This is a genomic window from Micromonospora sp. C97 (assembly GCF_018070385.1).
GTDB lineage: Bacteria > Actinomycetota > Actinomycetes > Mycobacteriales > Micromonosporaceae > Micromonospora > Micromonospora parva.
The window spans coordinates 26413-50330 of record NZ_JAGPXU010000016.1 but is presented as its reverse complement, the minus strand read 5'-3'; the positions used below and the strand labels follow the sequence as shown (position 1 = coordinate 50330).

Below are 23918 nucleotides of genomic sequence, written 5' to 3'. Positions count from 1 at the left end.
GTGATGACCCGCTGGACTCCCGATCCCACGTTCTACCCCTCGCCGCGCGAGGCGGTGACCGCACCGACGGAGAAACTCGCCTACGTGGCGGCCTTCGACCGGGCGGCCAGCCGTCCGGACGCCATAGTGGTGCTGGACACCGACCCCGACTCCCCCGAATACGGCCGGGTCGTTGGCTGGACCGACCTGCCGTACGTCGGTGACGAGCTGCACCACTTCGGCTGGAACGCGTGCAGCAGCGCGCTCTGCCCGACCGCCCCGCACCCGCACGTCGAGCGGCGCTACCTGATCGTGCCCGGCCTGCGGTCGTCGCGCATCCACGTGCTCGACACCCAGCCTGATCCACGCCAGCCGCAGATCGTCAAGGTGATCGGGGCCGAGGAGTTGGCGAAGCGGGCTGGCTACTCGCGGCCGCACACAGTGCACTGTGGGCCGGACGGCATCTACCTCTCGGCTCTCGGTGGCGCGGACGGCGAGGAGGGTCCCGGTGGCATCGCCATCCTGGATCACACCACGTTCGAGGTACGCGGGGCGTGGGAGGCCGACCGGGGTCCGCAGTTCCTGGCGTACGACGTGTGGTGGCACCTGACCCAGGACGTGCTGGTCACCAGCGAGTGGGGCACTCCGTCGATGATCGAGGACGGCATCATCGGTGAGTTGCTGCTGGGCCGACGCTACGGGCACGCCATCCACTTCTGGGATCTGGCGAAACGCCGGCACGTGCAGCGGGTCGACCTGGGCGATGCGTATCAGATGCCGCTGGAGCTGCGGCCGGCGCACGACCCGACGAAGTCGTACGGGTTCGTCGGTGTGGTGATCAGCGTCGAGGACCTGTCCGCCTCGATCTGGTTGTGGCACCGCGACGGGGACGGCTGGGCGGTCACCAAGGTGATCGACATCCCGGCCGAGCCGGCCGACCCGGCGGACCTGCCCGACCTGCTCAAGCCGTTCGGCGCGGTGCCGCCGCTGGTGACCGACATCGACCTGTCGGTGGACGACCGGTTCCTCTACGTCTCCTGCTGGGGCACCGGCGAGCTGCGCCAGTACGACGTCAGCGACCCGCTGCACCCGGTACAGACGGGCTCGGTGCACCTCGGCGGGATCGTCCGCCGCAGCGCGCACCCGTCCGCGCCGGACGAGCCGTTGGCCGGTGGCCCGCAGATGGTCGAGGTCAGCCGGGACGGTCGGCGGGTGTACGTCAGCAACTCGCTCTACGGCGCGTGGGACGACCAGTTCTACCCCGACGGGGTGGGCGCCTGGTTGGCCAAGCTCGACGTCGACGTGGACGCCGGTGGGCTCACCCCTGATGAGCGGTTCTTCCCGCACGGGGACGAGTTCCGGGGCCTGCGGGTGCACCAGACCCGGTTGCAGGGCGGGGACGCCTCCTCCGACTCGTACTGCTTTCCGTGACCCTCACCGCCCTGGCGACGCTCGCCGCGCTCGGCGCGTTCCATGGTCTGAACCCGGCGATGGGGTGGCTGTTCGCGGTGGCCCGGGGCCTTCAGGAGCGCAGCCGGATGGCGTTGCTGCGGGCCCTGCCGCCGATCGCGGCGGGGCATCTCGCCTCGGTGGCGATCGTCGCCGCGCTGGTCGCCGCGACCCGGTCGGTGACGGCGAGCAGCGCCCTCGCGGTGCTCGGCGGCGTGCTGCTGGTCGCGTTCGGGCTGTGGCGACTGCTCTCCGAGCGGCACTTCCGCTGGGCGGGGATGCGGTTGTCGGCGGGGCAGCTCGCAGGTTGGTCGTTCCTGATGTCGTCGGCGCACGGCGCGGGCCTGATGCTGGTGCCGGTGCTGGTGGCCGAGCCGGTGCCCGGGGGTCACTCCGGGCACCTGGCCGCCGCGCCGGTCGGTGCGCTGTCCGGCCTCGCGGCGGCCGGGGTGCACACCGTGGCGATGCTCGGCGTCGCCCTGGCCGTGGCGGTGCTGGTCTACCAGGTGTTCGGGGTGGGTGTGCTGCGTCGGGCCTGGTTCAACGTGGACCGGCTCTGGGCCGGGGTGCTGGTGGCCGCGGGGTTGGTGACGTTGCTACGGGCGTGACCGTCCATCGTGGAAAGCGCCGATCTGTGATCTCATGTCGGCATGATCACTCCCACTCCCCTCATGCGTCTGGTGGCCGGTGTGTGGGGGTTCAAGACCCTCGCGGCCGGCGTCGAGCTCGGCCTGTTCACCAGGTTGGCCGGTGGGCGGACGATGACCGTCGAGGAGGCCGCCGCCGAGTTCGGGTTGCCCGATCGGCCGGCGGACCTGTTACTGGCCGCCAGTGCCTCACTCGGGCTGTTGGAGAAGGCCGGCGACGCGTACCGCAACTCCGAGTTGGCCGAGCAGTTCCTGGTCGAGGGTCGCCCGTACTACTTCGGCGCGCAGATCCGCTACTCCGACCTGCGCACCTACCTGCCGTGGCACCGCATCGGCGAGGCACTGCGCACGGATCGCCCGTTGACCTGGGACCCAGAGGCCCAACAGTCGATGTTCGACACCGCCGACCCGGAGATGCTGGCGCAGTTCTGGGACGCGATGTTCTCCACGTCCAGCTTCACCGCCAGCGCGTTGGCCGACGCGTACGACTTCTCGGCGCACCGCCGCCTGCTCGACGTCGGCGGCGGGGCCGGCGCGTTCCCGATCGAGTTCTGCCGCCGCCTGCCCGAGCTGCGGGCGACGGTCCTGGATCTGCCGCACGTCTGCGTGCGGGCCCGGGAGCGGATCGCGGAGGCCGGCCTGACCGGGCGGATCGACGCGGTGGCGGGTGACTTCCTCGCCGACCCGGCGCTGCCGACGGGCCACGACGTCATCCTGCTCAGCATGATCCTGCACGACTGGGACGAGCCGACGAACCGGGCGTTGCTGGCCCGGTGCCACGCGGCGTTGCCGCCCGGCGGGGCGATCGTCGTCTGCGAACTGCTGCTCAACGACGAACGCACCGGGCCGCCCGAGGCGGCGCTGATGGGGATGAACATGCTTGTCGAGACCGAGGGTGGGCGCAACTATTCGGGTGCCGAGTACGCGGCCTGGCTCACCGACGCCGGTTTCGTCGACGTGCGGACGGTGCCGTTCGATGCCCCCGGGGCGAACGGCGCGGTGGTGGCCCGCCGGGCCTGACCGACGACGACACCCGGCCCCGGTGCGAACCGTGGGCCGGGTGTCGCGGCGCCTCACGGCGCTGGCGTCCGATCGGCTACCGGTACGGGTCAGGCGCGCGCCTTGGCCGGCTGCTTCATGAAGTCCAGGACCGCCTTGTTGATCTCGTCGGCGTGGGTCCACGGGATGCCGTGCGGTGCGCCCTTGAGCGTGATGAGCTGGCCGGTCGGCATCATCGGCCCGAGCCGCTGGCCGGTCACCGGGTAGGGCAGCACCCGGTCCTGGTCACCCTGAATGATCAACACCGGAATGTTGATCTTCGGCAGGTCGGGGCGGAAATCTTCCTGCCAGGCGTCCACACTGTCGTGGGTGGCCTTACCGGAGGCCATCGCGCCGATCTGCCAGTGCGCCCGGTACGCCTCCTCGCTGACCCGCTTGCCCATGTTCTGGTCCGGGTTGAAGAACGCGTCGCAGAAGGACGTCAGATAGGCGAAGCGGTCCTTGATGATGGCGTCCTGGAAGCCCTTGAAGAGCTTGCGGTCGACGCCCTCGGGGTTGTCGTCGGCCTTGGCCAACATCGGTTGCAGCGGGCTGAGCAGCACGGCCCGGCTGACCCGCTGGGAGCCGTAGTTGGCCAGGTAGCGGACGACCTCGCCGGTGCCCATCGAGTGACCGATCAAGGTCACCTCGTTCAGGTCCAACTCGGTCATCAGCACGTCCAGGTCGGCGGCGAACGTGTTGTAGTCGTACCCGAAGGCCGGCTGCGCCGAGTTGCCGTTACCGCGCCGATCGTAGGTGATCGTCCGGTATCCGGCGTTCTGCAGCACGCTGGTTTCCTTCTCCCACGTTGCCCCGTTGAACGGGAAGCCGTGGATGAGCACCACGGGCTTACCGGATCCGTGGTCCTCGTAGTACAGGTCGATGGGTGCGGAGTTTTCCGTCCCCACGGTAATGAAAGGCATGTTTTTCTCCTGCTCCGGTGTGGGCTGTCGGACGCCCCGCGCTTTCCCGTCGGGTCGACGGATATGCGGACCTCCGGACACGCCCAGCAGCCCCGAACAGGGGTGTTCTGATCGGGTAGCGACGGCCTAGCCTCGGGTGGTGAGCCTTCCGCCCCGACTGCGGGCTGTCAGCGACCTGCACGTCGGGCACCCACTGAACCGGGCGTTCGTGCAGGAGCTACGCCCCGACAACGACGGCGACTGGCTGCTGGTCGCCGGTGACGTCGCCGACCGGTTCGCCGACATCGAGTGGGCGCTCGCTCTGCTGAGCAGCCGGTTCGCTCGCGTCGTCTGGGCACCGGGCAACCACGAGCTGTGGACGCCGCCGAACGACAGGGTCACCCTGCGCGGCGAGGAGCGTTACCGCGAGCTGGTCCGGATGTGCCGGCGGCTGGGGGTGCTCACCCCGGAGGACCCGTACCCGGTGTGGGACGGCGACGGCGGCCCGGCCACCATCGCGCCGCTGTTCGTGCTCTACGACTACACGTTCCGGGTGCCGCAGGCCCGCACCCAGCAGGAGTCGCTGGCCCTGGCGTACGCGGCCGGGGTGGTCTGCACCGACGAGATGCTGCTGCACCCCGACCCGCACCCCAGCCGGGAGGCGTGGTGCGCGGCCCGGATCGTCGAGACCGAACGCCGGCTGGCCGAGCGCGACCTGGCGCTGCCGACGGTGCTGGTCAACCACTACCCGCTGGTGCGCGAACCCACCGACGTCCTGCGGTACCCGCTGTTCGCCCAGTGGTGCGGCACGGTCCGCACCAGCGACTGGCACCTGCGCTTCGACGCTGCCACCGTCGTGTACGGGCACCTGCACATCCCCCGCACCACCTTCCACGACGGGGTGCGCTTCGAGGAGGTCTCGCTCGGCTATCCGCGCGAGTGGCAACGCCGGGGGCCGGTGCCCGACCCGGTGCGCACCATCCACCCGGCCGACGACCTGCGCCGGCGCTCATCCGTCAGCGGGTGATCCGTCCGGAATCGGCCGCCTCCGACGCCCCCTGTCGGCGAGGCGTCGGCGATGCCGGCGGGCGGTCGGCGATGCTGTGGGCGTGGAGTACGTGTCCAGAGGGCCGCGACCACCGCTCGACGGGCTGATCGACGACCTCTACTACCTGGAGGGCTCGTCGCCGTACGCCCGGCTGACGTTGCCGCCGATGCCGGCGGCGTTGCTCATCGTCAACCTCGGGGCGCCGATGCGCATCCGCACCGACATCGAGACGGCCGCGTACGCCGACGGCTGCGTGCTCACCACCCCAACCCGCGCTGTGGAGTTCGGCTACCCACGTCAGACCCGGTCCGTCGGTGTGCACTTCAAGCCGTGGGGGCTGGCGCCGTTCCTGCCGATGCCCGCGGCCGAGCTGCGCGACCGGCCGGTGACGGTGGAGCAGGTGTGGGGCCGGCCCGCCATCGCCGAGCTGCGGGATCGGCTGGCCACGGCGCACGGACCGCACGAGATGCTGACGCTGCTCGAGGAGGAGCTGATGCGACGACTGCGCGGGACCGCCGGTCTGGGGCTGGTCCGCCACACGAGCGGCGTGATCGCGGCGACCAACGGTGCGGTGGCGATCGGCGACCTGAGCGTGGCAGCCGGTGTCAGCGGCACGCATCTGGCACAGCGGTTCAAGGAGCTCGTCGGCGTCACACCGAAGCGGCTGGCCCGCAGCTACCGCTTCGCCGCGACCGTGCTCACGATCGACCCCGCCGGGCCGATCGACTGGGGCGGCCTCGCCGGTGCCGCGGGCTACTTCGACCAGGCCCACTTCGGGCACGAGTTCCGGGCGTTCACCGGGCTCACGCCGACCCGGTACATCGAGGTCCGGCGGCGGTTCCTGCGCGAACATCCCGGCCACGTGCTGGACGGCTGGCCGTTGCCGGCCGATTGATTTTGTACAAGAGCGACAGCTCACGGCACGCTAACTTGGGGGCACCCCCAAGCAGAGGAGCGCCCCGTGGGCAAGGTGGTCATGTACAGCTCGGTGTCGGTGGACGGGTTCATCGCGGACGAGTTTGACCAGCCCGGGCCACTGTTCGACTGGTTGACCAGCGGTGACGTCGCGTTGGACGACAGCGGTGCGCTGAAGGTGTCGCAGACGTCCTACGACTACACCCGGCCGTACTGGGACCAGATCGGGACGACGATCGTCGGCCGCCACGTCTTCGACATGACCGGCGGTTGGGACGGCAAGCCTCCGGGCGGGATCGACAATGTCGTCGTCGTGACCCACCGGCCCCCGCCCGAGGGCTGGGACCCTGAAGCGCCGTTTCACTTCGTCGACGGCGTCGAGGCTGCCGTGACCAGGGCGCAGGAGCTTGCGGGTGACCGCATTGTCGAGGTCGCCGCCGGTGACGTCGGCGGCCAGGTACTCGCCGCGGGCCTGATCGACGAGGTGCGGATGGACGTCGTACCCGTCGTGTTCGGCTGCGGCAAGCGTTACTTCGGGTCGGTCCACGCGCAGCACCTGTTGGCGGATCCTGAGGTGGTGGTTCAGGGCAACCGGGTGCTTCACGTGCGCTACCGGGTGCGCCGTTGACCGACCTGGGGCGGGATGCGGCCTGTGCCCACTCGACGCGGTGGGGACGGCCGCCGCTGCCCGGCGGCCGTCCCCCCGCCCGGTCAGCTGGCGTAGACCTCCAGTGTCGACAGCTGCCCGGCCGGCCAGCCGGTGTTGCCGGTGACGGTGATCCGCACGTAGCGGGTCTGGGCGGCGGTGAACGTGAGCGTCACCTGGTTACCGCTGGCCGGGTCGAAGGTGCGCCCCGCCGAGCCGACCAGCGTGCCGAAGCTGCCCCCGTCGACGCTGCCCTGCACGGAGAGGGTCTGCGTCCGAGCGCCCCAGGCCGATGACGGCGGCAGCTTCAGCACCACCCGCCCGACCGTGCGCGTCGCACCCAGGTCGACCTGCACCCACTGCGGGAACGCGTTGTTGGCGCTCTCCCAGTAGCTGTTCGCGTCACCGTCGACCACGTTGCCCGAGCCGTAGCTCTGCACATGGCTGCTCTCCGACGTGGGTCGCCCCCGGGCGAGGTCCGCGTTGGCTACGGCGTCCGTGGTGACGGTGACCGCGTTGGACGCCGTCGAGGTGTTGCCGGCACCGTCGCGGGCGGTGACCGTGAACGTGTACGCGGTGGACGGGCTGAGCCCGCTCACCGTCGCCGTGGTGCCGGTGACGGTGGCGACCACAGTGCCGCCCTGGCGTACCTGGTAGCCGGTCACCCCGGTGTCGTCGGTGGCGGCCGTCCAGGACAGGGACACGCTCGTCGACGTCTTGCCGGTCACCGTGAGGCCACTCGGGGCGGTCGGCGGGTTGTCCGTGGTGCCGCCGGCGGCGTACACCTCGACCTGGGAAAGCTGGCCCGCCGGCCAGCCGGTGTTGCCGGCGATGCTCAGCCGGATGTGGCGGGCCGTGGTGGTCGGCAGCGTGCGGGTGACGGCGTTGCCGGTGGCCGGATCGAAGGTGAACGCGGAGGCCGCGGCGATGGTCGAGAAGGAGCTGCCGTCGACGCTGCCCTGCACGGTGATGGTCTGGGTACGCGCGCCCCAGCCGGCGGGCAGCCGCACGACGAGCTTGTTGACCTGGTGGTTGGCGCCGAGGTCGACCTGCCACCAGTGCGGGAACGCGCCGTTGGCGCTCTCCCAGTAGCTGCCGACGTTGGAGTCCACCGCGTTGCCCGAGGGGAATCCGCTGCCCTGGCTGCTGGCCGCTGTGGACCGGCCGGCCGCGAGGTCACCGCCGGTCGGGGGCGGGGTGCCGAGGATCGGCGGGGTGGGGCGGACGGCGGTGAGGCCGAGTTGCCCCTTGAGCATCCGGCCGCCGTCGGCGGTGATTCGCAGGTAGTAGTCGGCGGAGCAGGCGACGCCGTCCTCGTCCAGGGCCCGGATGTTCGCGCCGGCCGGGGTGGTGGCCTGGGTTTCGGACGTCTTGGCGATCTGGTTGCCCTCGTTGTACTCGTCGAACATGGACACGTACAGGCCCTGGGAGCCGAGCCGGATCATGTTGTAGATGTGCCGCCAGTAGAAGTCGCCGTGTTTGCGGTGCCCCCCGGCCAGGTCGCCGGGCATCACGCAGGGCAGGTAGTCGATGCCGCGCGCCGCGCAGTCGGCCATGTCGCCGACGTTGACGTTGTTGTAGTACGAGTCCAGTTCCTCGACGGTCCTGGCCCGGTAGACCATCCACGGCGAGATCGCGTGGAAGGCGTGGTAGACGTCGAGGAAGCCGGGGCGGGAGTCTTCGATGCCCTGCCGCCACCAGGTGGGCACGCCGCCGATGACGTAGCAGCCCTGCGCCTTGAACCAGTTGATCACCTCCAGGCAGGGCCCGGGGGTGAAGGGGCGGCTGGGCTCGCTGAACCCGAAACCCCAGATGCAGACGACCGGCTTGCCGTTCTGCCGGGCGTACGCGGACGACGCGGTGTGCGCCGCCATCTTCGTCGTCCAGTCGGTCTTGATCTCCGACTGGAAACTCAACCAGTCGGTGACGTCGTACATGATGTAGAACTTGCGGTTGTACCGCTCGGCCGCGGAGCGCACCTTCTGCGCCATCGCGTCGCGGGTCGGGCCCTCGTCGCCCATCGGGTTGAACCGTTGCAGGGCGGCGGTGTCGCAGCCGTACTCCTGCATCCAGCGGAAGTGGGTGTCCACCGTCTGCTGGTCGTACGAGGAGAAAAGGGTGGCCGGCTGGCCGTTGCCCAGGTTGGGGTACGCGGTGGGGTAACTGCGGGTGTACTCCCGCATGTCCGGCCAGGACACGATGGTGGTGTTGGCGGACGAGGGCGGCTGGAACCGGTCGCGGCTCCAGTGCCACCACCCGCCGATCGGCGCGCCGTCGCCGGGGGCGCTGAACCAGCCCTGGTAGCCGACCGTCACCTTGCCGACCACGTCCCCGGGAGGACTGGCGGCGTGCGCGGGGCCGGCGACCGTGGTGAGCAGCTCGGTGGTGGAGGCGGTGGCGAGGGCGGACCCGGCCAGTACCGATGTGACGAACCTGCGGCGGGACACCGCCATGACGACCACTCCTTCTTCGACGGAAGGCATTGACGGTCATCGTGGCAGCAGTGGATGCCGCACCGCAAGAGTGAGACTGTTCGATGAAATTCCCGATCAGATGACGGGAAATATGCGCTGGGATGTCAGCGACTGAGCGCCCACGCCGGGGACAGGATGTGGCTGCCGGTCTGGCGGCGGCGCGCTTCGCGCACCGTCATCCGGACGCCCTCGGTGAAGCCGACAGTGGGGTGCCAGCCGAGCAGCTCGCGCGCCCGGCGGGTGTCCAGCGCCATGTCGCGGACCTCGCCCGACCAGGGCAGCGGCTCGTAACGGGCCACCTCGTCGACGCCGAACGCCTCCCGGACGGTGTCGTACACCTCGTTGACGCTGGTCTGCCGCCCCGAAGCGATGTTGACAGTCCCCACTCCGCTGTGGTGACAGGCGAGCGCGATCGCCTCGGCGACATCGCCGACGTAGACGAAGTCCCGGGTCTGCGTACCGTCGCCGTGGATGACCGCCTGCCGGCCCCCGAGCAGCGCGTCGACCATCAGGGACACCACACCGCAGTCGCCGCCCTCCTGCCGGGGCCCGTAGACATTTCCCAACACCATCGAGGTGTACGACAGGCCGTGCTGACGTCCGTACCAGTCGAGGTAGTGCACGCCGACGGCCTTGCTGACGCCGTACGGGCTCACCGGCGCGATCGGGTGGTCCTCGCGCACCGGCAACTCGTGCGCGGCGACGCTGCCGAAGATGTCGCTGCTGGTCGCGTTGACGATCAGCCGTACGCCGCTGCGGGCGCAGGCGTCCAGCACGTTGACGGTGCCGAACACGTTCACGTCGGCGTCGTACAGCGGTGAACGGCGGGCGGTGGGAAGGCTCGGCTGCGCGGCGAGGTGCACCACCACGTCCGGCTGCCACTCGTGGATGATCTCGACACCCTCCGACGCGCGGATGTCACCGGAGATGACGTCCGCCTCGGTCAGCCCGCCGCACACGGCGTCGGCCAGGTTCTCGATCCGGCCGGTGGAGAAGTTGTCGAGCACCCGGACCTGGCTGCCCATCAGCATCAGCCGGGCGACCACGTGGCTGCCGATGAAGCCGGCGCCGCCGGTGACCAGCACGCGTCGGGGCACCAGGCCCGTCGGCGGATCGACACCGACGGCGGTGACGGGCAGGTCCATGAGGAACTCCTTGGAACGACGGAACGGTCGGCCCGCAGCTGCAACCGGCCGACCGTAACCCACCCAACAGCTACCAAACGGACACTTAGCCCAATGCCCTGCGTGGATACCCGTGATTCGGTCCCTAGAGGTCAGTTTTCACCCATTCAGCTGCACGTCACCGGTGTCGCTAGTAGTTTGCTCACGGGCTGTCGAGACGACCCCGCGGCGACCGCCCGCCTCATGCTGAGAAATTGCGGAACAGCAGGGACGCCAGGCCGAGCGCCAACGCGAGGTTGAACACCGTGGCGCTGGCGAACACCGCCACCGGTCGCCAACCCGCCTCCCGCAGCGACGCGACCCGGACCTCCAGACCGATGCTGACGAAGGCCAGGATCAGGAACCAGACGCGCAGGTCGTTCACGATGGCGATGGTGGCCTTCCCGTCCGCACCCGTCGCGTCGAGGTACCAGGTGGCGATGACCGAGGCCGCGATGAAGCCGAGGACGAACTTCGGGAACCGCGTCCACAGCTCACCGAGACCTGGTCGGGCCGCGCCGGGCCGTCGTTCCACCCGCAGTGTGAAGTACGCGGTGAGCGCGACCGCGACCACACCCATCAGGGCGTTCTGGGTGACCTTGACGATGCTGGCGATCTGGAGAGCCTCCTCCCCGGCGAGCGCTCCCGCGGCGGTGACCGCGGCCGTGGTGTCGATGTTGCCACCGATCCAGGCACCGGCCACCGCGTCGGAAAGCCCGAACACATCGGCCAACCAGGGCAGGATGAAAATCGACGGCAGCGCGAAGACGATGACCAGACTCGCCGTGTAGGCCAACTGCTCGCGGCGCGCCCGCACCGCGCCGGCGGCGGCGATCGCCGCGCTGACCCCACAGATCGACACCGCCGACGCGAGCAGCGCCCGCAGCTTGTCGTCGAGGCCGAACCGGCCAGCCAACCACCAGGTGAAGAGGAAGACCCCGCTGATCAGCAGGATCGCCTGGGCGATCGCCGGGCCGGCGGCGCTGGCGATGACCGCCAGGTTGATCGACGCCCCGAGCAGCACCAGACCGGTCTTGATGAAGAACTCGGTGCGGAACGCGGCGGCTATCCGGTCGCGCCACCCGAGCACTGTGACGGCGACGTTGCCGAGCAGGCCGAGCAGGATCGCGTAGACCGGGTACTCGATCGCCGCTCCGATGTCCTCGACGGCGGTGCCCTCGGCCCAGGCCGGGACGTTCTGCTCCAGAAAGCGGGTCAGCGCGGCGAGACCGACCACGATCAGCAGGCCGACTGCCGTCCAGGCCCAGAACGCCCCGTCACGCACCACACTGGTCGGACCGGCGGGGTCGACGGTGGTCGGCGACGTACTCGGCTCGGCCACGTCTTCGGCGGGTGCGTCGCTGGCCCGGGTGGCGTCGGGCGTGCCGGGCTCGCTGCCCGTGCGGGTCGCGTCGGCGGTCATCAGGGCACCAGCCCGGCGGGGATGGCACCGAGCAGGACCAGGACCAGCAGTGCCAGCCCGAGGATTGTCGCGACCCAGTCCTCGTTGAACGCGAGCCGGGACTCCCCTGCGGTCTCCGGGTTGGGGGGTGACGGGTCGGTGGTCATGGCGTACCTCCATGGTGGTGAACCGATCCGGCGCTGCCGGATCGGTCGGACGTGCGGTGGCGTGCGTTCGGAGCCCAGCCGGTGCGCGGGGGTCACGAGTCGACGCGCGATCCGGCGGTGAGGAGTGGACCAACCGGCATTCACCTATTTTCCTACCGGGTCGATAGGAATTCAAGACCGTTGGCGCGGATTCTCCACGCGTCGCACCACCTACGGCGGTGCCGGAGCCGACGACCGGCTCCGGCACCGCTTCTACGCCCGATCCCCGCTATGGGGTGGGGTACTCGGTCAGGTAGACCGGGGCGCCGACCTTGGTCATGTCGGCCGCGTCGCCGACGCCGTTGACCACGTGGTCGATCGTGCCGGCGCTGAGGTTGACGGTCATGATGTGGTGCAGCCGCACCCCCGGCCGGTTCGGGACCTCGAAGCCGTTCTCGGTGTGGATCGACGGGTTGTTCTGGTTGAAGACGTACACCCCGCCGCCGTACAGGGTGTGGTGACGCACCCGGTCACCGACCTTGTACCCGGCCCAGCCCTCGACCGGGCCGTTCATCCAGTCGGCCTGCGTCGGCGGGTCGTACGGCAGCTCGTTCTGGTAGAGGATCGTGGTGCCGTGCTCGCCGTTCCAGACCGTGTTGTACCGCTGGAAGTGCTCGACGAACAGCCCGGTAGCGGTCACGCGGTCGCCGTTGATGACGGCCCCGTAGCGACCGGTGTTGGTACGCCAGCGGTCGGTGTCACCGTTGACACCCTCGGTGAAGCCCTCGACGCCGTGATCGCCGCGCCACACCCAGGTGTGGTCGATGAGCACGTTGTCGCTGTTGACCTCCAGCGCGGTGTTCGTCCGTCCGATGTGCGGACCGCCGACCCGGAAGTACACGTCGGAGAGCGTGGTCGGGTTGTGCGGGCTGCTCGCGTTGTGGCCGTGCTGGCGTCCGACCCGCAGCAGGACCGGCGACTCGACGGTGCCGGCGTCGATCGTGACACCGGCGACGATCACCCCGGGCACACCGGCCACGTCCAGCGGGATCGTGCCGTTCACGGCGGTGAGCGTGGCGTGCCCGATCCCGAGCACCACGGTGTCCGGACGCCGGACCTCGATGCTGCGCGCGATGTCGTACGTGCCGGGGGTGAGCAGCAGGTGCTTGCCCCGGGCCAGCTGGCTGTTGATGACCCGCACCGGGTCGGAGGGCTTGGCGATGAAGAAGTCGCCGATCCCGATGGTCCGCCCCGGCGTCATGCCGTCGGCCCAGGAGACGCCCCGGCTGTCCCGCTGGGCGGCGGGCACCCGCACCTGGTAGCGGCCCTTGCCGTCGATGAAGAGGTAGGGCTTCTCCCGGCTGAGCGGGGTGGTCTCCAGCGTGGTGTAGGGCGGGTCGGGGAAGCTGGCGTCGTCCGGCGCGCCCTCGACCCCGGCGAACACCTGGTTCCACACCGCGTTGGACCAGCCCGCGACCTCGCTGTTGCGGGTCAGCCACTGCTGCTGTGAGCCGTTGGTGGTGGCGGGCAGCCGCGAGTCGGCGATGAAGCCGCCGCTGGCGTACTGCGGACCGGCGGTGCAGTAGTCCATCAGCGACAGACCACCACCGCCGATGTTCAGCCGGCGCATCGACACCGCCTGGGACACCGCCCAGAAGTTCGCCGACGACCGGCAGTCGTCCTGGCCGGCCGCGTTGATGGTGAGCGAGAGGTTGGACAGGGTGCGCCAGAAGTTGACCAGCGCCAGGCAGTTGCCGGTGCCGCCGTCGGCCAGGCAGCGGTTGTAGACCTCGAGTTTGCCGTTGATGGCCACGTCGGTGGGCGAGGCGCCCAGGCCGGACACCTCGGTGTAGTAGCCGACCTTGGCCTGCAGCGGTTGCGTGGCGGTGCCGTACGTGCCCGGCTTGAACAGGTAGGCGTGCCGCTCGGTGCCCATCTCGTTGTCGACCTGCCGGGCGTGCGCGGCGTCGAGGGTCTGCTGGATCTGGCCGACCGGCATGGACGGGTCGAAGATCGTCACGTTCGGGCCGAAGTCGGGTGCGCCGTGCGTCGGGCGGCCGGCGGCGGCGGCGGTGCTGGACATGGTGACGGCGGCGGTCACCAGCAGGGCAAGGGTGAGGGTACGTCGGGACGGGCTTGTCATGTGGTTCGTCCTCTCCGCTGACCGGACCGTCTCGTCCGGCGCAGCTGGGGCGGCGTGAGAGCGCTCTCTGACCACAGCGGCCGAGAATGGGTCGCGCCGAAGGCGTCGACATGTTTCTACCCGTTAATTCGGCCGGCCGCCATGACCGGGCCGGCGAACTTCGCGCCGGGGCGGAGGAGGATGACGGACGACCTGGGAGGTGCCGATGCCGCTCGGCCCACTGCCCCACCTGGACGAACACGCCACGATCATCAACGCCGGGCCCGACCGGGTCTGGCCCCACCTGATCGACGTCGTGGAGAGGTCCTTCTCGCGGTTCGGCGCTAGCGGGTACGCCCGCCTGGTGCATGCCGCCGACCCCGTCACGTCCGGGCCCCGACCCCTCAGCGAGGGCTCGACACTGCCCGGATTCCACGTCGCCACCGCGATCCCCGGTCAGGAGCTGGCCCTGCGGGGCAGCCACCGGTTCTCGACGTACGCGCTGACCTTCCGCCTCGACGCCGACGGTCCGACCCGGTCACGGCTGCGCGCCGAGACACGCGCGGTCTTCCCCGGCCTGGCCGGCGGCCTGTACCGGCAGATCCTGCTGACCTCGGGCGGCCACGTGTTCGGCGTACGCCGCCTGCTAGCGGCGGTCCGCCGCCGATCCGAACAGGGATCCGTACGCTGACGAGAGGGGTTCGTGATCCCGACCGCACGGTCCACGTAGCTGGTCCAGTTCAGGGTCCGGACACGGCGAGGCCCGCCCTCCGGGGGAGGGCGGGCCGGCACGATGGTGCGAGAGGTCAGCGCACCCGACGGCGGCCGTAGGCACCGGCTGCGACAGCCACGCCGACAGCCGCGAAGGCGACCTGGATGACCAGCTCGATCCAGTCGATCCCACTGGTGTCGTCGACGCCGAAGACACCGGCAACGAGCGTGCCGAGGATCGCCGCGATCACACCGATGAGCAGCGTCAGCCAGATCGGGATGTTCTGCTTGCCGGGGACCACGAGCCGGCCCAGCGCGCCGATGATCAGACCGATGATGATGGCGGCGAAAAAGCCGGAAACTTCCACGGGGATTCGTCCTTCCAGAGGGATGTCGTCGACAGGTGATTGCCCCGAGCAACCGATTGCGAAACACCCCTACGCCTCCCCCAGGAACTCGTCGATCATCGGGGCCAGCCAGTCGGCGCGCTGCGGGATCGTGGTGTGGGTGGTGCCGGGCAGGATGGCCAGCCGGCAGGCCGGCAGGCCGGTCAGGTCGCCGGGCACCGCGCCGCCGAGCAGCCGGAACATGCGCACCGCGTGCTCGGGTTGGACGATGTCCGCGTCGCCCAGCACGATCATGGTGGGTGCGGCCAGCGCGCGGACCTGCTCGGGGGTCCACCGGGGCAGGTTCGCGTCCAGCACCTTCATCTTCGTGACCAGGGTGGCCCAGCCCGCCGGGTCCGGTGCGGTCCGCAGGTACTCCTCGTGGAACTCCGAGCCGTGCAGGTGCTCCGGTTGCAGGTCCTGGATCCCGTCGAGCAGCCCGGGGTGCAGGCCGTCCTCGTCGAAGCTCACCGAGGCGAGCACGAGGCGGCCCACCCGGTCGGCGTGGTGGGTGCCGAGGCGCAGCGCCACCGCCGCGCCCATGCTCCAGCCGAAAACGTCCGCCCGCCCGATGCCCAACCGGTCGAGCAACTCGACGACGTCGGCGGCGAAGTGCTCCACGGTCAGCGGACGGTCCACGTCGGGGGTGTGGCAGTGGGCCTGCAACTCGACGGCGATCACCCGCCGGGTCTTCGCCAGCGACGGCAGGATCGTGCCGAACGACGTACCGATGCCGGAGAGTGCGCCGTGGATCAGCACCAGTGGGCGACCCTCACCATTGCCATGCGCTTCGGAGTAGATGTCCATGCCCACACCGTGCGCCCGCGCGCTTACGGTCGACTTCAGGTCGCCTTACCGGTGTCGAAGCCCCTGGCCGGCCGGCGGCGGGCCCGGACGGCGCCCCGGCAAGGCCATAAGATGACCGCCGTGCAGTTCGGGGTGCTCGGGCCGCTCGCCGTGACCACCGACGCCGGCGAGCCGGTGGTGGTGCCCGGCACGAAGGTACGGGCGTTGCTGGCCGACCTGCTGGCCAACCGCAACCAGGTGGTCTCGGCGGACCGCCTCATCGACGACCTGTGGGGTGACGACTCCCCCGCCAACCCGGCCGGTGCCCTCCAGGTGCGGGTGTCGCAGCTGCGCAAGGCGCTCAACGACGCCGAGCCGGGCGCCCGTGAGCTGGTCGAGTCCCGGCCACCCGGCTACCTGCTGCGGGCCGACGCCGTCGACGCGGACCGGTTCGTCGACCTGAGCCGCAGCACCGATGTCGAGCGGCTGACCGAGGCGCTGGCACTGTGGCGCGGCGAGGCGTACGCCGACGTGGCCGACGCCGCTTTCGCCAGTGCCGAGGCGGCCCGCCTCGCCGAGCAACGCCTCGTCGTGCACGAGCGGTTGGCGCAGGCCCGGCTGGCCCGGGGCGAGCACGACCTGGTGGCCGCGGACCTGACCGAGCTGGTCGCCCGCCATCCGCTGCGCGAGGGGCTGCGGGCGGTGCAGCTGCGCGCGCTGTACGCGGCGGGCCGCCAGTCCGAGGCGTTGGACAGCTACGCCGACCTGCGCGAACGCCTCGCGGAGGAGTTGGGCCTCGACCCCGGCCCGGAGCTGGTCGCCCTGCACCGCAGAATCCTCGAACGGGACGCCGGCCTCAGCGCCCCGCCGAAGGCGGCGATCATCCGGAACAGCCTGCCGGCCCAGCTCGACGAGTTGGTCGGTCGGGCCGAGGCGTTGGCCGAGCTGCGGGCGCTGCTGTCCCGGCAGCGGCTGGTCACGCTGGTCGGCCCGGGTGGCGTCGGCAAGACCCGCCTGGCCACCGAGACGGCCCGCGCGCAGTCCTTTCCGGACGGCGTCCAGCTGGTCGAGTTGGCGCCGCTGCCGGCCGGTGACGCCCGGGTCGCCGAACAGGTGCTCGGCGCGCTGGGCGGCTATGAGACCGCCGGCACGAGCCTGTCCCCCGCCGACCGGGTGGTCACCGCCCTGCGGCACCGGCAGCTGCTGCTCGTGCTGGACAACTGCGAACACGTCATCGAGCCGGTCGCCGAGCTGGTCGCCCGGCTGCTGCGCGACGTGCCCGGGGTGAGCGTGCTGGCCACCAGCAGGGAGCCACTCGGGCTGACCGGTGAGCAGCTCTGGGAGGTACCCCCGCTGCCCGTGCCGCACGACGGTGACCTGGACACGGTCCGGCGCTCGGCGGCGGCCCGGTTGTTCGTCGCCCGCGCCGCCGCGCAGCAGCGCGGTTTCCGCCTCGACGGGCAGAGCGCGGCGGCCGTGGCCCAGCTCTGCCGTCGCCTCGACGGCCTCCCGCTGGCGCTGGAACTGGCCGCGACCCGGGTACGCGCGCTGGGCGTGCGCGGCGTGGTGGACCGGCTCGACGACCGGTTCCGGCTGCTCACCACCGCGCAGCGGGACGTGCCACCCCGGCAGCGGACGCTCACCGCCGTGATCGCCTGGAGCTGGGACCTGCTGGACGAGCCCGACCGGACGGTGCTGGCCCGACTGGCGGTGTTTCCGGACGGGTGCACCCCGCAGGCCGCCGAACACGTCTGCCGCACCGACCTGGACACCCTGGCTCGGCTGGTGGACCGGTCGCTGGTGGTGCTCGACGACTCCGGCGCGGCCCCGCGCTACCGGCTGCTCGAATCCGTGGCCGCGTTCTGCCTGGAGCGCCTGCGCGACGCCGACGAGGTCCGCGCCCGGCACGCCGCCTACTACACCGAGCTGGCCGAGCGCGCCGACCCCGGGCTGCGCGGGGCCGAGCAGCGGCGCTGGCTGGCACAGCTGGACGCCGAGACGGCGAACCTGCGTGCCGCGCTGGACCACGGTGGCGGGCTGCGGCTGGCCGTCGCACTGAGCTGGTACTGGTTTCTACGTGGCCGGCTCACCGAGGCACGGCGTGCCCTGTCGATGCGCGGCGACCCGGCGCAGGAAGCCCGCGCGGCGGCCTGGCGGGTGGGCTTCGCGCTGCTGCGGGGCGACGCCGTCGCGCCGGCGCAGGTGCGCGCCGCGGTCGCCGGCGACCCGGACGGCCGGGGCGCCTGGTTCGCGGCCGACGCGGTGACCGACCACAGTGACCTGGCCCTGGCGGCGGAGCTGTTGCCCACCCCCGCCGACGCGTGGACCGAGGCCGCGGTGCTCACCACCCAGGCCAAGATCGCGCACGTGCTGGGCGACCAGGCGACGCTGGAGCGGGCGGCGACCCGCAGCGCCGCGCTCTTCGCCGACCTCGGCGACCGGTGGGGGCAGCTTCAGGCGACCGAGTGGGTGGGCGCGTTGGCGGAGATGCGCGGCGAGCACGACCGCGCCGCCGCGCTGCACCGCGACGGGCTGCGCTGGGCCGAGCAGCTGGGGCTGTGGCCGCAGGTCGGCACCGAGCTGTCCTGGCTGGCGTGGCTGGCGGTGCAGACCCGCGACTACCCGCAGGCCAGGGAGTTGGCCGAACGCGCGTACCGGCTGGCGCAGGAGCACGACTCCCCCAGCGCGCTGGTCTTCGCGGAGCTGAGCCTCGGGCTGGCCGCCCGCCGAGACGGCAAACTCGACCTGGCCCTCACCCACCTCACCAACCTCGTCGAGCGGGGCCGGGCCGAGGCGCAGCCGGCGCTGTACCTGCCGCCCGTCCTGGTCGAGCTGGGCCACGCGGTCGAGCAGGGTGGCGACCCGGACGCCGCGCTGGCCCTGCACGTCGAGGCGTTCGAGGTCGCCGAGGCGATGGCCGCGCCCCGCGACGCGAGCTACGCCCTGGAGGGGATGGCGTCGGCGGTGCGGGCCCCGGAGGCCGCCGCCCGGTTGCTCGGCGCGGCCGCCGCGGCGCGGCTCGCCACGCAGGCTCCGCCCGCCCCGGCCGAACGCGACGAGATCGAGCGGGTGACCGGTCGGGTGGGCGCCGCGCTCGGTCGGGAACGCTTCGACGCGCTGGTCGCCGAGGGCGCGAAGCTGAGCCCGGGCGAGGCCCGGGCTCAGCTCTGACCGGTGCTCAGCGCTTCGGCTGGTACGAGGCGACGATCACGCCGCTCTTGTGCACCCGGGTGTCGACCAGGTCGAACGACGCCTTGAAGTCGGTCAGCGGCACCGTCACGCTGGCGGCGCCCTCCAGCACGGGGTGGATCCAGAACCGGACCTCGTCCACCAGACCGGCCCGGATCAGCTGGGCGGTGACCGAGCCGAAGCCGTACTGGATGATGTTCCTGCCCTCCTGGGCCTTGAGCGCGGTGACCGCCGCGACCAGATCGCCCTGGAGCACCTCCGTGTTGTTCCAGGTGGGGTTGGTCAGGGTGGTGGAGGCGACGTACTTCTTGACGTTGTTGAAGTACGCCGCGCCCGTGGTCGGGTCGCTCTCGTCCATGTTCGGCCAGGCCACGGACATGCCGTCGTAGGTGGCCCGGCCCATCAGCATCGCGTCCGCCTCGTCGGTCTGCGCTCCGGCGAGGCTCATGGCCTCCTCGTCGAAGTACGGCCCGGTCCACATCGGGTTCTCGATGACGCCGTCGAGGGTGATGTAGGTCGAGTTGATGAGCTTGCGCATCGGAATCTCCTGGGTGTCGGTCGTGCTCTCCGGTGACACCCAGAACTCTGCCGGCGACCGCTTACGATTCGCTTCAGGTGCCCTTTCGCGGGCCCGGAAGCGGGCCTGACAGCGGGCCCGACGGCGGGTCCTTTCACGGACCCGACGGCGGGTCCGGAAGCGGGTCGGTCAGCGGGATCGGCAACGCCTGCGGGGTCACCGCGCCGCCGCCGGTCGAGTGGGCCGGGGCGGGACGGTCGCCGACGCGGCTGTGCAGCCGTCCACGCCCGGCCGGCCCGGCGCGGCGGGTCACCTCGACAGTCACCATCCGCACCGGCGGTGGTGGCACGGCGAACCGCCCGACGCCCCACCGCACCCAGATCGGGATCCGGCCGGCGTACGCCTCCGCGCGCAGCTTCTGCACGGTGCGGGCCCGGTCGGTGTGGTCGACCTCCACCACCACGGGCGGGCCGTCCGGGCGGGCGCACGCCACGTCGAGCACCGAGTGCCGCTGCTGAAGCGGCGGTGGCAACGGCAACACGCTGGGCGCGCGCCGGTAGACCCGCCAACCCTGGGCCTCGGCCCACCGCACCACCGCGTCGATCACCCGCGCGGTGACCTCGTCGGTGTCCAGGTCGACGAACGTCAGCTCGGCCAGCCAGCGGCCCAGGTCCGCGGCCAACCGCTCGCCCTGCGCCGCGACCTCCACCGGCGCAGGATAACGCCTCAGCCGAGCACGCTCGCGGTGGCGGCGAGGTGCCGGGTCAGCCAGGCGGCGGTGGCCGTCCGGGCCGCCTCGGCGTTGGCACGGCCCAGGAAGTCGTGCCCCTCACCGGCGAGCACCAGGTGCCCGTGCGGCACACCCCGGGCGGCGAGGGCCTCGGCGACCTGCGCCGACTCGCCCGCCGGCACGTTGGTGTCGTTGGCGCCGTGGATGAGCAGCACCGGCACGTCGAGCCGGTCGATGTGGGTCATCGGCGACAGGTCGCGCAGCAGGTCCGCGTCCCGCCGCGGGTCGCCGTACTTGCTGACGGCGGCAGCGGCGATCCACGGCTCGGTGCCGGCGAAGAAGGTGTGGAAGTCGGAGATGCCGCACTCGGCGACCCCGGTGGCGAACAACCCGGGGAAGTTCACCAGAGCCGCCAGGACCAGATAACCGCCGTAGGAGCGGCCCAGGCAGCCCAGCTGACCGGGCCGGGCGACACCGGCGTCGACGAGGAATTCGGCGCAGGCCGCCACGTCGGCGATCGCCCCGTAGCGGCCGGCGAGGTTGTCGGCGGCGACGAAGGAACGGCCGAACCCGGACGAGCCGCGCACGTTGGGTGCGAACACCGCGACGCCCTGCGCCACCAGGGCCTGGAACAGCGGGTGGTAACCGGGACGCTCCTGCGCCTCCGGGCCACCGTGCAGGCTGATCGCGGTGGGCCAGGGACCTGGCCCGGCCGGGCGGTAGAGCCAGCCGGAGAGCGGCAACCCGGCGCGGGCCCGCAGGTCGACAAGGTACGGCGCGACACCGGCGTCGTCCGTACGCGCGGCGGTGTCCGACCGCAGCGGGCGCGACGCCCCGGTCGACGGGTCGACCAGCCACACCTCGCGGGGCCGCACCGGCCCCTGCGCGGTGAGGCAGAGCAGGCCGCCGTCGGCGGCGAAGACGGCGTCGCCGAGCACCTCGCCGGGGGCGGCGACGGCCCGCTGCACCCCGCTGGTGAAGTCGAGCAGGCTCAGCTCGCTGCGCCCGCCGTAGGTGTTCCACAACAACGCGCCGCGCTGCCCGTCCGCGCTGGGCGTGACGTGTTCCAGTTCGGCGTCCGGCCGACCGGCGAGCCGGGTCGGCGGTTGCTCCGGTCGGGTCAGGTCGACCCGCACCAGTGCGGCCAGCTCCGAGTACGCGTCGGTGCGGGCCAGCACGCTCGTGCCGTCCGGGCCGAACCACCCCTGGTCGGTGCTGCCCCGTCCGCTGTCCGGCAGCAGCCGCCGGCGAACCCCGGTGGCCACGTCGAGCAGCTCCAGCCAGCGGGCGTTGCGCGGGCCGCGACGCAGCAGGGCCGCCCCGCCGTCCGCCGTGACGTCCAGGAGGGTGAGCAGCTCACCCTCGGCGAGCACCCGCCGGTGTCCGGTGGCCGCGTCGACCAGCAGGGCCCGCCCGTGCGCGTCGGTCTCGGTGACCGCCATCAGCGCGCCGCCGGGCAACCAGCCGGCCAGTGTGGCGCTACGCCGGCCGAACCCGGCGACCTGGCGGCGTCGCGTGCCGTCCGGGCGCAGCACCCACAGCTCGGTGCGGGGGGCACCGCCGGGGGCGACGACGCAGGCCAGCCACTGCCCGTCCGGGGACCAGCTCAGCGCGAGCACCGGCTCGTCGCCGACGGGCAGCGCGACGGGCGTGCCCGCGTCCACCTCGCAGACCCAGACGCCGGGCGTGCCTGCCCGGTCGGAGAGGAACGCCACCCGGCGGCCGTCCGGCGACGGCGCGGGGGCGAAGTCCGCACCCGCCGGCGGCGACACCGGACGGGGGATCGCGGGTCGGGCCCGCCGGGCGGTGCGCGGCGCCTCGGTCCGTACGCTCATCTAAACCCCGATCCGCTGCAACCAGAGCTCCAGCAGCCCGAGCTGCCAGAGCGCGTTGGAGCCCAGCGTGGTCCGCCGGGCGTTCGGCGCGTCCAGCAACTCCTCCAGGTAGTCCTTGCGGAACAGGCCCCGCTCGCGCGCCGGTCGGGCGGTCAGCGCGTCCCGCACGTCGTCGAGCAGCGGGCCGGCGAGGTGCCGGATGGCGGGCACCGGGAAGTAACCCTTGGGCCGGTCGATCACCTCGTCCGGGACGATGCCCCGGCTCGCCGCCTTCAGCACACCCTTGCCGCCCTGCGCCAGCTTCATCGCCGGTGGGCAGGCGGCGGCCAGCTCGACCACCTCGTGGTCGAGGAACGGCACCCGGGCCTCCAACCCCCACGCCATCGTCATGTTGTCGACCCGCTTCACCGGGTCGTCGACCAGCATCACCAGGCTGTCCAACCGCAGCGCCGCGTCCAGCGCGGTGTCCGCGCCGGGCGCGCCGAAGTGCGCGGCGACGAACTCCAGGCTGGCGTCGCGGTCGAGCATCCACTCGGGCGCCAGGTGCCCGCCGAGCGCGTCGTGGCGACGATCGAAGAACACCCGGGCGTACGCCTCGACGGCGTCCGCCCGGGCCACGTTCGCCATCGGGGGATACCAGTCGTAGCCGGCGAGGATCTCGTCGGCGCCCTGCCCGGACTGCACCACGGTGATCCGCTGCGAGACCTCCTCGGAGAGCAGGTGGAACGCCACGCAGTCGTGGCTGACCATCGGCTCGCTCATCGCCGCGATGGCCTGGTGCACGGCGGGGACGAAGCGCTGCGCGCCGATGCGGATCTGCTGGTGGTCGGTGTCGAAGTGGCGGGCCACCAGGTCGGAGTAGTGGAACTCGTCGCCGCTCTCCCCCGCCGCCGCCTCGAAGCCGATGCTGAAGGTGGCCAGGCCGCTCTGGCCCTGCTCGGCCAGCAGGGCGACGATCAGGCTGGAGTCGAGACCGCCGGAGAGCAGCACGCCGACCGGCACGTCGGCGACCATCCGCCGACGTACGGCGGTGCGCAGCGCGGCCATGAGCCGCTCCTGCCACTCGTCGGCGGACATGGCGGGGGCGGCGGCCCGGTTGAACTCCGGCCGCCAGTAGGTGGTGTCGGTGCTCCGACCGTCCGCGGTGATCACCCGCACGGTGGCCGGCGGCAGCTTGCGGACCCCGGTGAGGATCGTGCGGGGCGGCGGCACCACCGAGTGGAAGCTCATGTAGTGGTGCAGCGCCACCGGGTCGAGGTCGGTGTCGACGTCACCGGCGGCGAGCAACGCCGGCAGCGTCGAGGCGAAGCGCACCCGGCCCGGCCCCTCGGCCAGGTAGAGCGGCTTGATGCCGAGCCGGTCCCGGGCCAGCACCACCGTGTGCGTGGCCAGCTCGACCAGGGCGAACGCGAACATCCCGTAGAACCGTTCGACGCAGGCGGTCCCCCACCTGTGGTACGCCTTGAGGATCACCTCGGTGTCCGAGGTGGACCGGAAGGCGTAACCGGCGGCGGTCAGCTCGTCGCGCAACTCCCGGTAGTTGTAGATGCAGCCGTTGAAGACGGTCGCCAGACCCAGCTCCGGGTCGACCATCGGCTGCGCCCCCGCGTCGGACAGGTCGATGATGCGCAGCCGGCGATGCACCAGGGCCACCGGTCCGTGCTGCCACCGCCCCTCGCCGTCCGGTCCCCGGGAGGCCAGCGCGGGGAGCATCCGCTCGACGGCCGCCAGGTCCGGTGGTGACCCGTCGAGGCGGAGTTCGCCGCCGATACCGCACATTCGCACGCACCTCTCATCGGCTGGGTCCGCTGGGCCGCTGACCGGTCCAGGCTT

20 protein-coding genes are annotated in these 23918 nt (G+C 71.7%); 8 read left to right on the top strand and 12 right to left on the bottom strand.

Annotated elements, in window-relative coordinates; translation table 11 throughout:
• The first annotated feature begins 3 nt into the window (after positions 1-3).
• The 3 genes from KBX26_RS20725 to KBX26_RS20715 are packed head-to-tail and all read left to right on the top strand — an operon-like array spanning position 4 to position 3095.
• Positions 4-1410 carry a selenium-binding family protein gene (locus KBX26_RS20725; protein WP_210866204.1) on the top strand — a complete coding sequence of 469 codons (1407 nt, stop codon included), beginning with the start codon at positions 4-6 and terminating at the stop codon, positions 1408-1410.
• The gene (locus KBX26_RS20720) at positions 1407-2036 is read left to right on the top strand and encodes a hypothetical protein (RefSeq protein WP_030335430.1); all 630 of its coding nucleotides are present in this window, start codon (positions 1407-1409) and stop codon (positions 2034-2036) included. Before KBX26_RS20725 ends, KBX26_RS20720 begins: the two co-directional genes overlap by 4 nt.
• Before the next feature lie 42 nt (positions 2037-2078).
• Entirely contained in the window at positions 2079-3095 is a 1017-nt protein-coding gene (locus tag KBX26_RS20715) for a methyltransferase (RefSeq protein WP_210858966.1), read from the top strand.
• A gap of 89 nt (positions 3096-3184) precedes the next feature.
• Here the strand turns inward: KBX26_RS20715 and KBX26_RS20710 are convergent, their stop codons facing one another.
• Positions 3185-4036, bottom strand: coding sequence for an alpha/beta fold hydrolase (locus KBX26_RS20710; RefSeq protein ID WP_210858965.1), 852 nt, complete (start codon positions 4034-4036; stop codon positions 3185-3187).
• A 139-nt stretch (positions 4037-4175) separates the two neighbouring features.
• Here KBX26_RS20710 and KBX26_RS20705 point away from each other — a divergent pair, with 139 nt between their 5' ends.
• The 3 genes from KBX26_RS20705 (at position 4176) to KBX26_RS20695 (ending at position 6606) form a co-directional block, all read left to right on the top strand.
• Positions 4176-5042, top strand: coding sequence for a metallophosphoesterase (locus KBX26_RS20705; RefSeq protein ID WP_210866203.1), 867 nt, complete (start codon positions 4176-4178; stop codon positions 5040-5042).
• Between the two features lie 82 nt (positions 5043-5124).
• On the top strand, positions 5125-5958 hold the full coding sequence (locus tag KBX26_RS20700; RefSeq protein WP_307857869.1) for a helix-turn-helix domain-containing protein: 834 nt from the start codon (positions 5125-5127) through the stop codon (positions 5956-5958).
• A 66-nt stretch (positions 5959-6024) separates the two neighbouring features.
• On the top strand, positions 6025-6606 hold the full coding sequence (locus KBX26_RS20695; RefSeq protein ID WP_210866202.1) for a dihydrofolate reductase family protein: 582 nt from the start codon (positions 6025-6027) through the stop codon (positions 6604-6606).
• Positions 6607-6689: 83 nt separating this feature from the next.
• Here KBX26_RS20695 and KBX26_RS20690 read toward each other — a convergent pair whose 3' ends face one another.
• From KBX26_RS20690 to KBX26_RS20670, 5 genes are all read right to left on the bottom strand, one after another.
• Positions 6690-9077: a discoidin domain-containing protein gene (locus tag KBX26_RS20690; RefSeq protein WP_210866237.1), complete on the bottom strand. Its 2388-nt coding sequence runs from the start codon at positions 9075-9077 to the stop codon at positions 6690-6692.
• A 125-nt stretch (positions 9078-9202) separates the two neighbouring features.
• Positions 9203-10243 carry a GDP-mannose 4,6-dehydratase gene (locus KBX26_RS20685; protein ID WP_210866201.1) on the bottom strand — a complete coding sequence of 347 codons (1041 nt, stop codon included), beginning with the start codon at positions 10241-10243 and terminating at the stop codon, positions 9203-9205.
• Positions 10244-10463: 220 nt separating this feature from the next.
• Positions 10464-11684, bottom strand: a complete 1221-nt coding sequence (locus KBX26_RS20680) for a YeiH family protein (protein ID WP_210866200.1) — start codon at positions 11682-11684, stop codon at positions 10464-10466.
• Positions 11684-11830, bottom strand: a complete 147-nt coding sequence (locus KBX26_RS20675; RefSeq protein WP_167337331.1) for a hypothetical protein — start codon at positions 11828-11830, stop codon at positions 11684-11686. Before KBX26_RS20675 ends, KBX26_RS20680 begins: the two co-directional genes overlap by 1 nt.
• Before the next feature lie 268 nt (positions 11831-12098).
• Positions 12099-13952 carry an adenylyl cyclase gene (locus KBX26_RS20670; protein WP_210866199.1) on the bottom strand — a complete coding sequence of 618 codons (1854 nt, stop codon included), beginning with the start codon at positions 13950-13952 and terminating at the stop codon, positions 12099-12101.
• Between the two features lie 205 nt (positions 13953-14157).
• Here KBX26_RS20670 and KBX26_RS20665 point away from each other — a divergent pair, with 205 nt between their 5' ends.
• Entirely contained in the window at positions 14158-14622 is a 465-nt protein-coding gene (locus KBX26_RS20665) for a hypothetical protein (RefSeq protein WP_210866198.1), read from the top strand.
• 115 nt (positions 14623-14737) lie between these two features.
• Here KBX26_RS20665 and KBX26_RS20660 read toward each other — a convergent pair whose 3' ends face one another.
• Both KBX26_RS20660 and KBX26_RS20655 read right to left on the bottom strand, forming a co-directional pair.
• Entirely contained in the window at positions 14738-15010 is a 273-nt protein-coding gene (locus KBX26_RS20660; protein WP_030335408.1) for a GlsB/YeaQ/YmgE family stress response membrane protein, read from the bottom strand.
• A 69-nt stretch (positions 15011-15079) separates the two neighbouring features.
• Positions 15080-15835, bottom strand: a complete 756-nt coding sequence (locus KBX26_RS20655; protein WP_051708735.1) for an alpha/beta fold hydrolase — start codon at positions 15833-15835, stop codon at positions 15080-15082.
• A gap of 111 nt (positions 15836-15946) precedes the next feature.
• Between KBX26_RS20655 and KBX26_RS20650 the strand changes: the two genes are divergently transcribed.
• Positions 15947-18985 carry a BTAD domain-containing putative transcriptional regulator gene (locus KBX26_RS20650; RefSeq protein ID WP_247680893.1) on the top strand — a complete coding sequence of 1013 codons (3039 nt, stop codon included), beginning with the start codon at positions 15947-15949 and terminating at the stop codon, positions 18983-18985.
• A 7-nt stretch (positions 18986-18992) separates the two neighbouring features.
• On the opposite strand, the gene KBX26_RS20645 is transcribed toward KBX26_RS20650, so the two are convergent.
• The 4 genes from KBX26_RS20645 to KBX26_RS20630 form a co-directional block, all read right to left on the bottom strand.
• Positions 18993-19541, bottom strand: a complete 549-nt coding sequence (locus tag KBX26_RS20645; protein ID WP_030335403.1) for a dihydrofolate reductase family protein — start codon at positions 19539-19541, stop codon at positions 18993-18995.
• A gap of 133 nt (positions 19542-19674) precedes the next feature.
• A complete protein-coding gene (locus KBX26_RS20640; RefSeq protein WP_307857868.1) occupies positions 19675-20229 on the bottom strand; it encodes a hypothetical protein in 555 nt (184 codons plus the stop codon).
• 17 nt (positions 20230-20246) lie between these two features.
• Positions 20247-22085, bottom strand: coding sequence for a prolyl oligopeptidase family serine peptidase (locus tag KBX26_RS20635; RefSeq protein WP_210866197.1), 1839 nt, complete (start codon positions 22083-22085; stop codon positions 20247-20249).
• Positions 22086-23864 (bottom strand): N-acetylglutaminylglutamine amidotransferase, encoded by a 1779-nt coding sequence (locus KBX26_RS20630; RefSeq protein ID WP_210866196.1) that lies wholly within the window; start codon positions 23862-23864, stop codon positions 22086-22088.
• Positions 23865-23918: the final 54 nt, after the last annotated feature.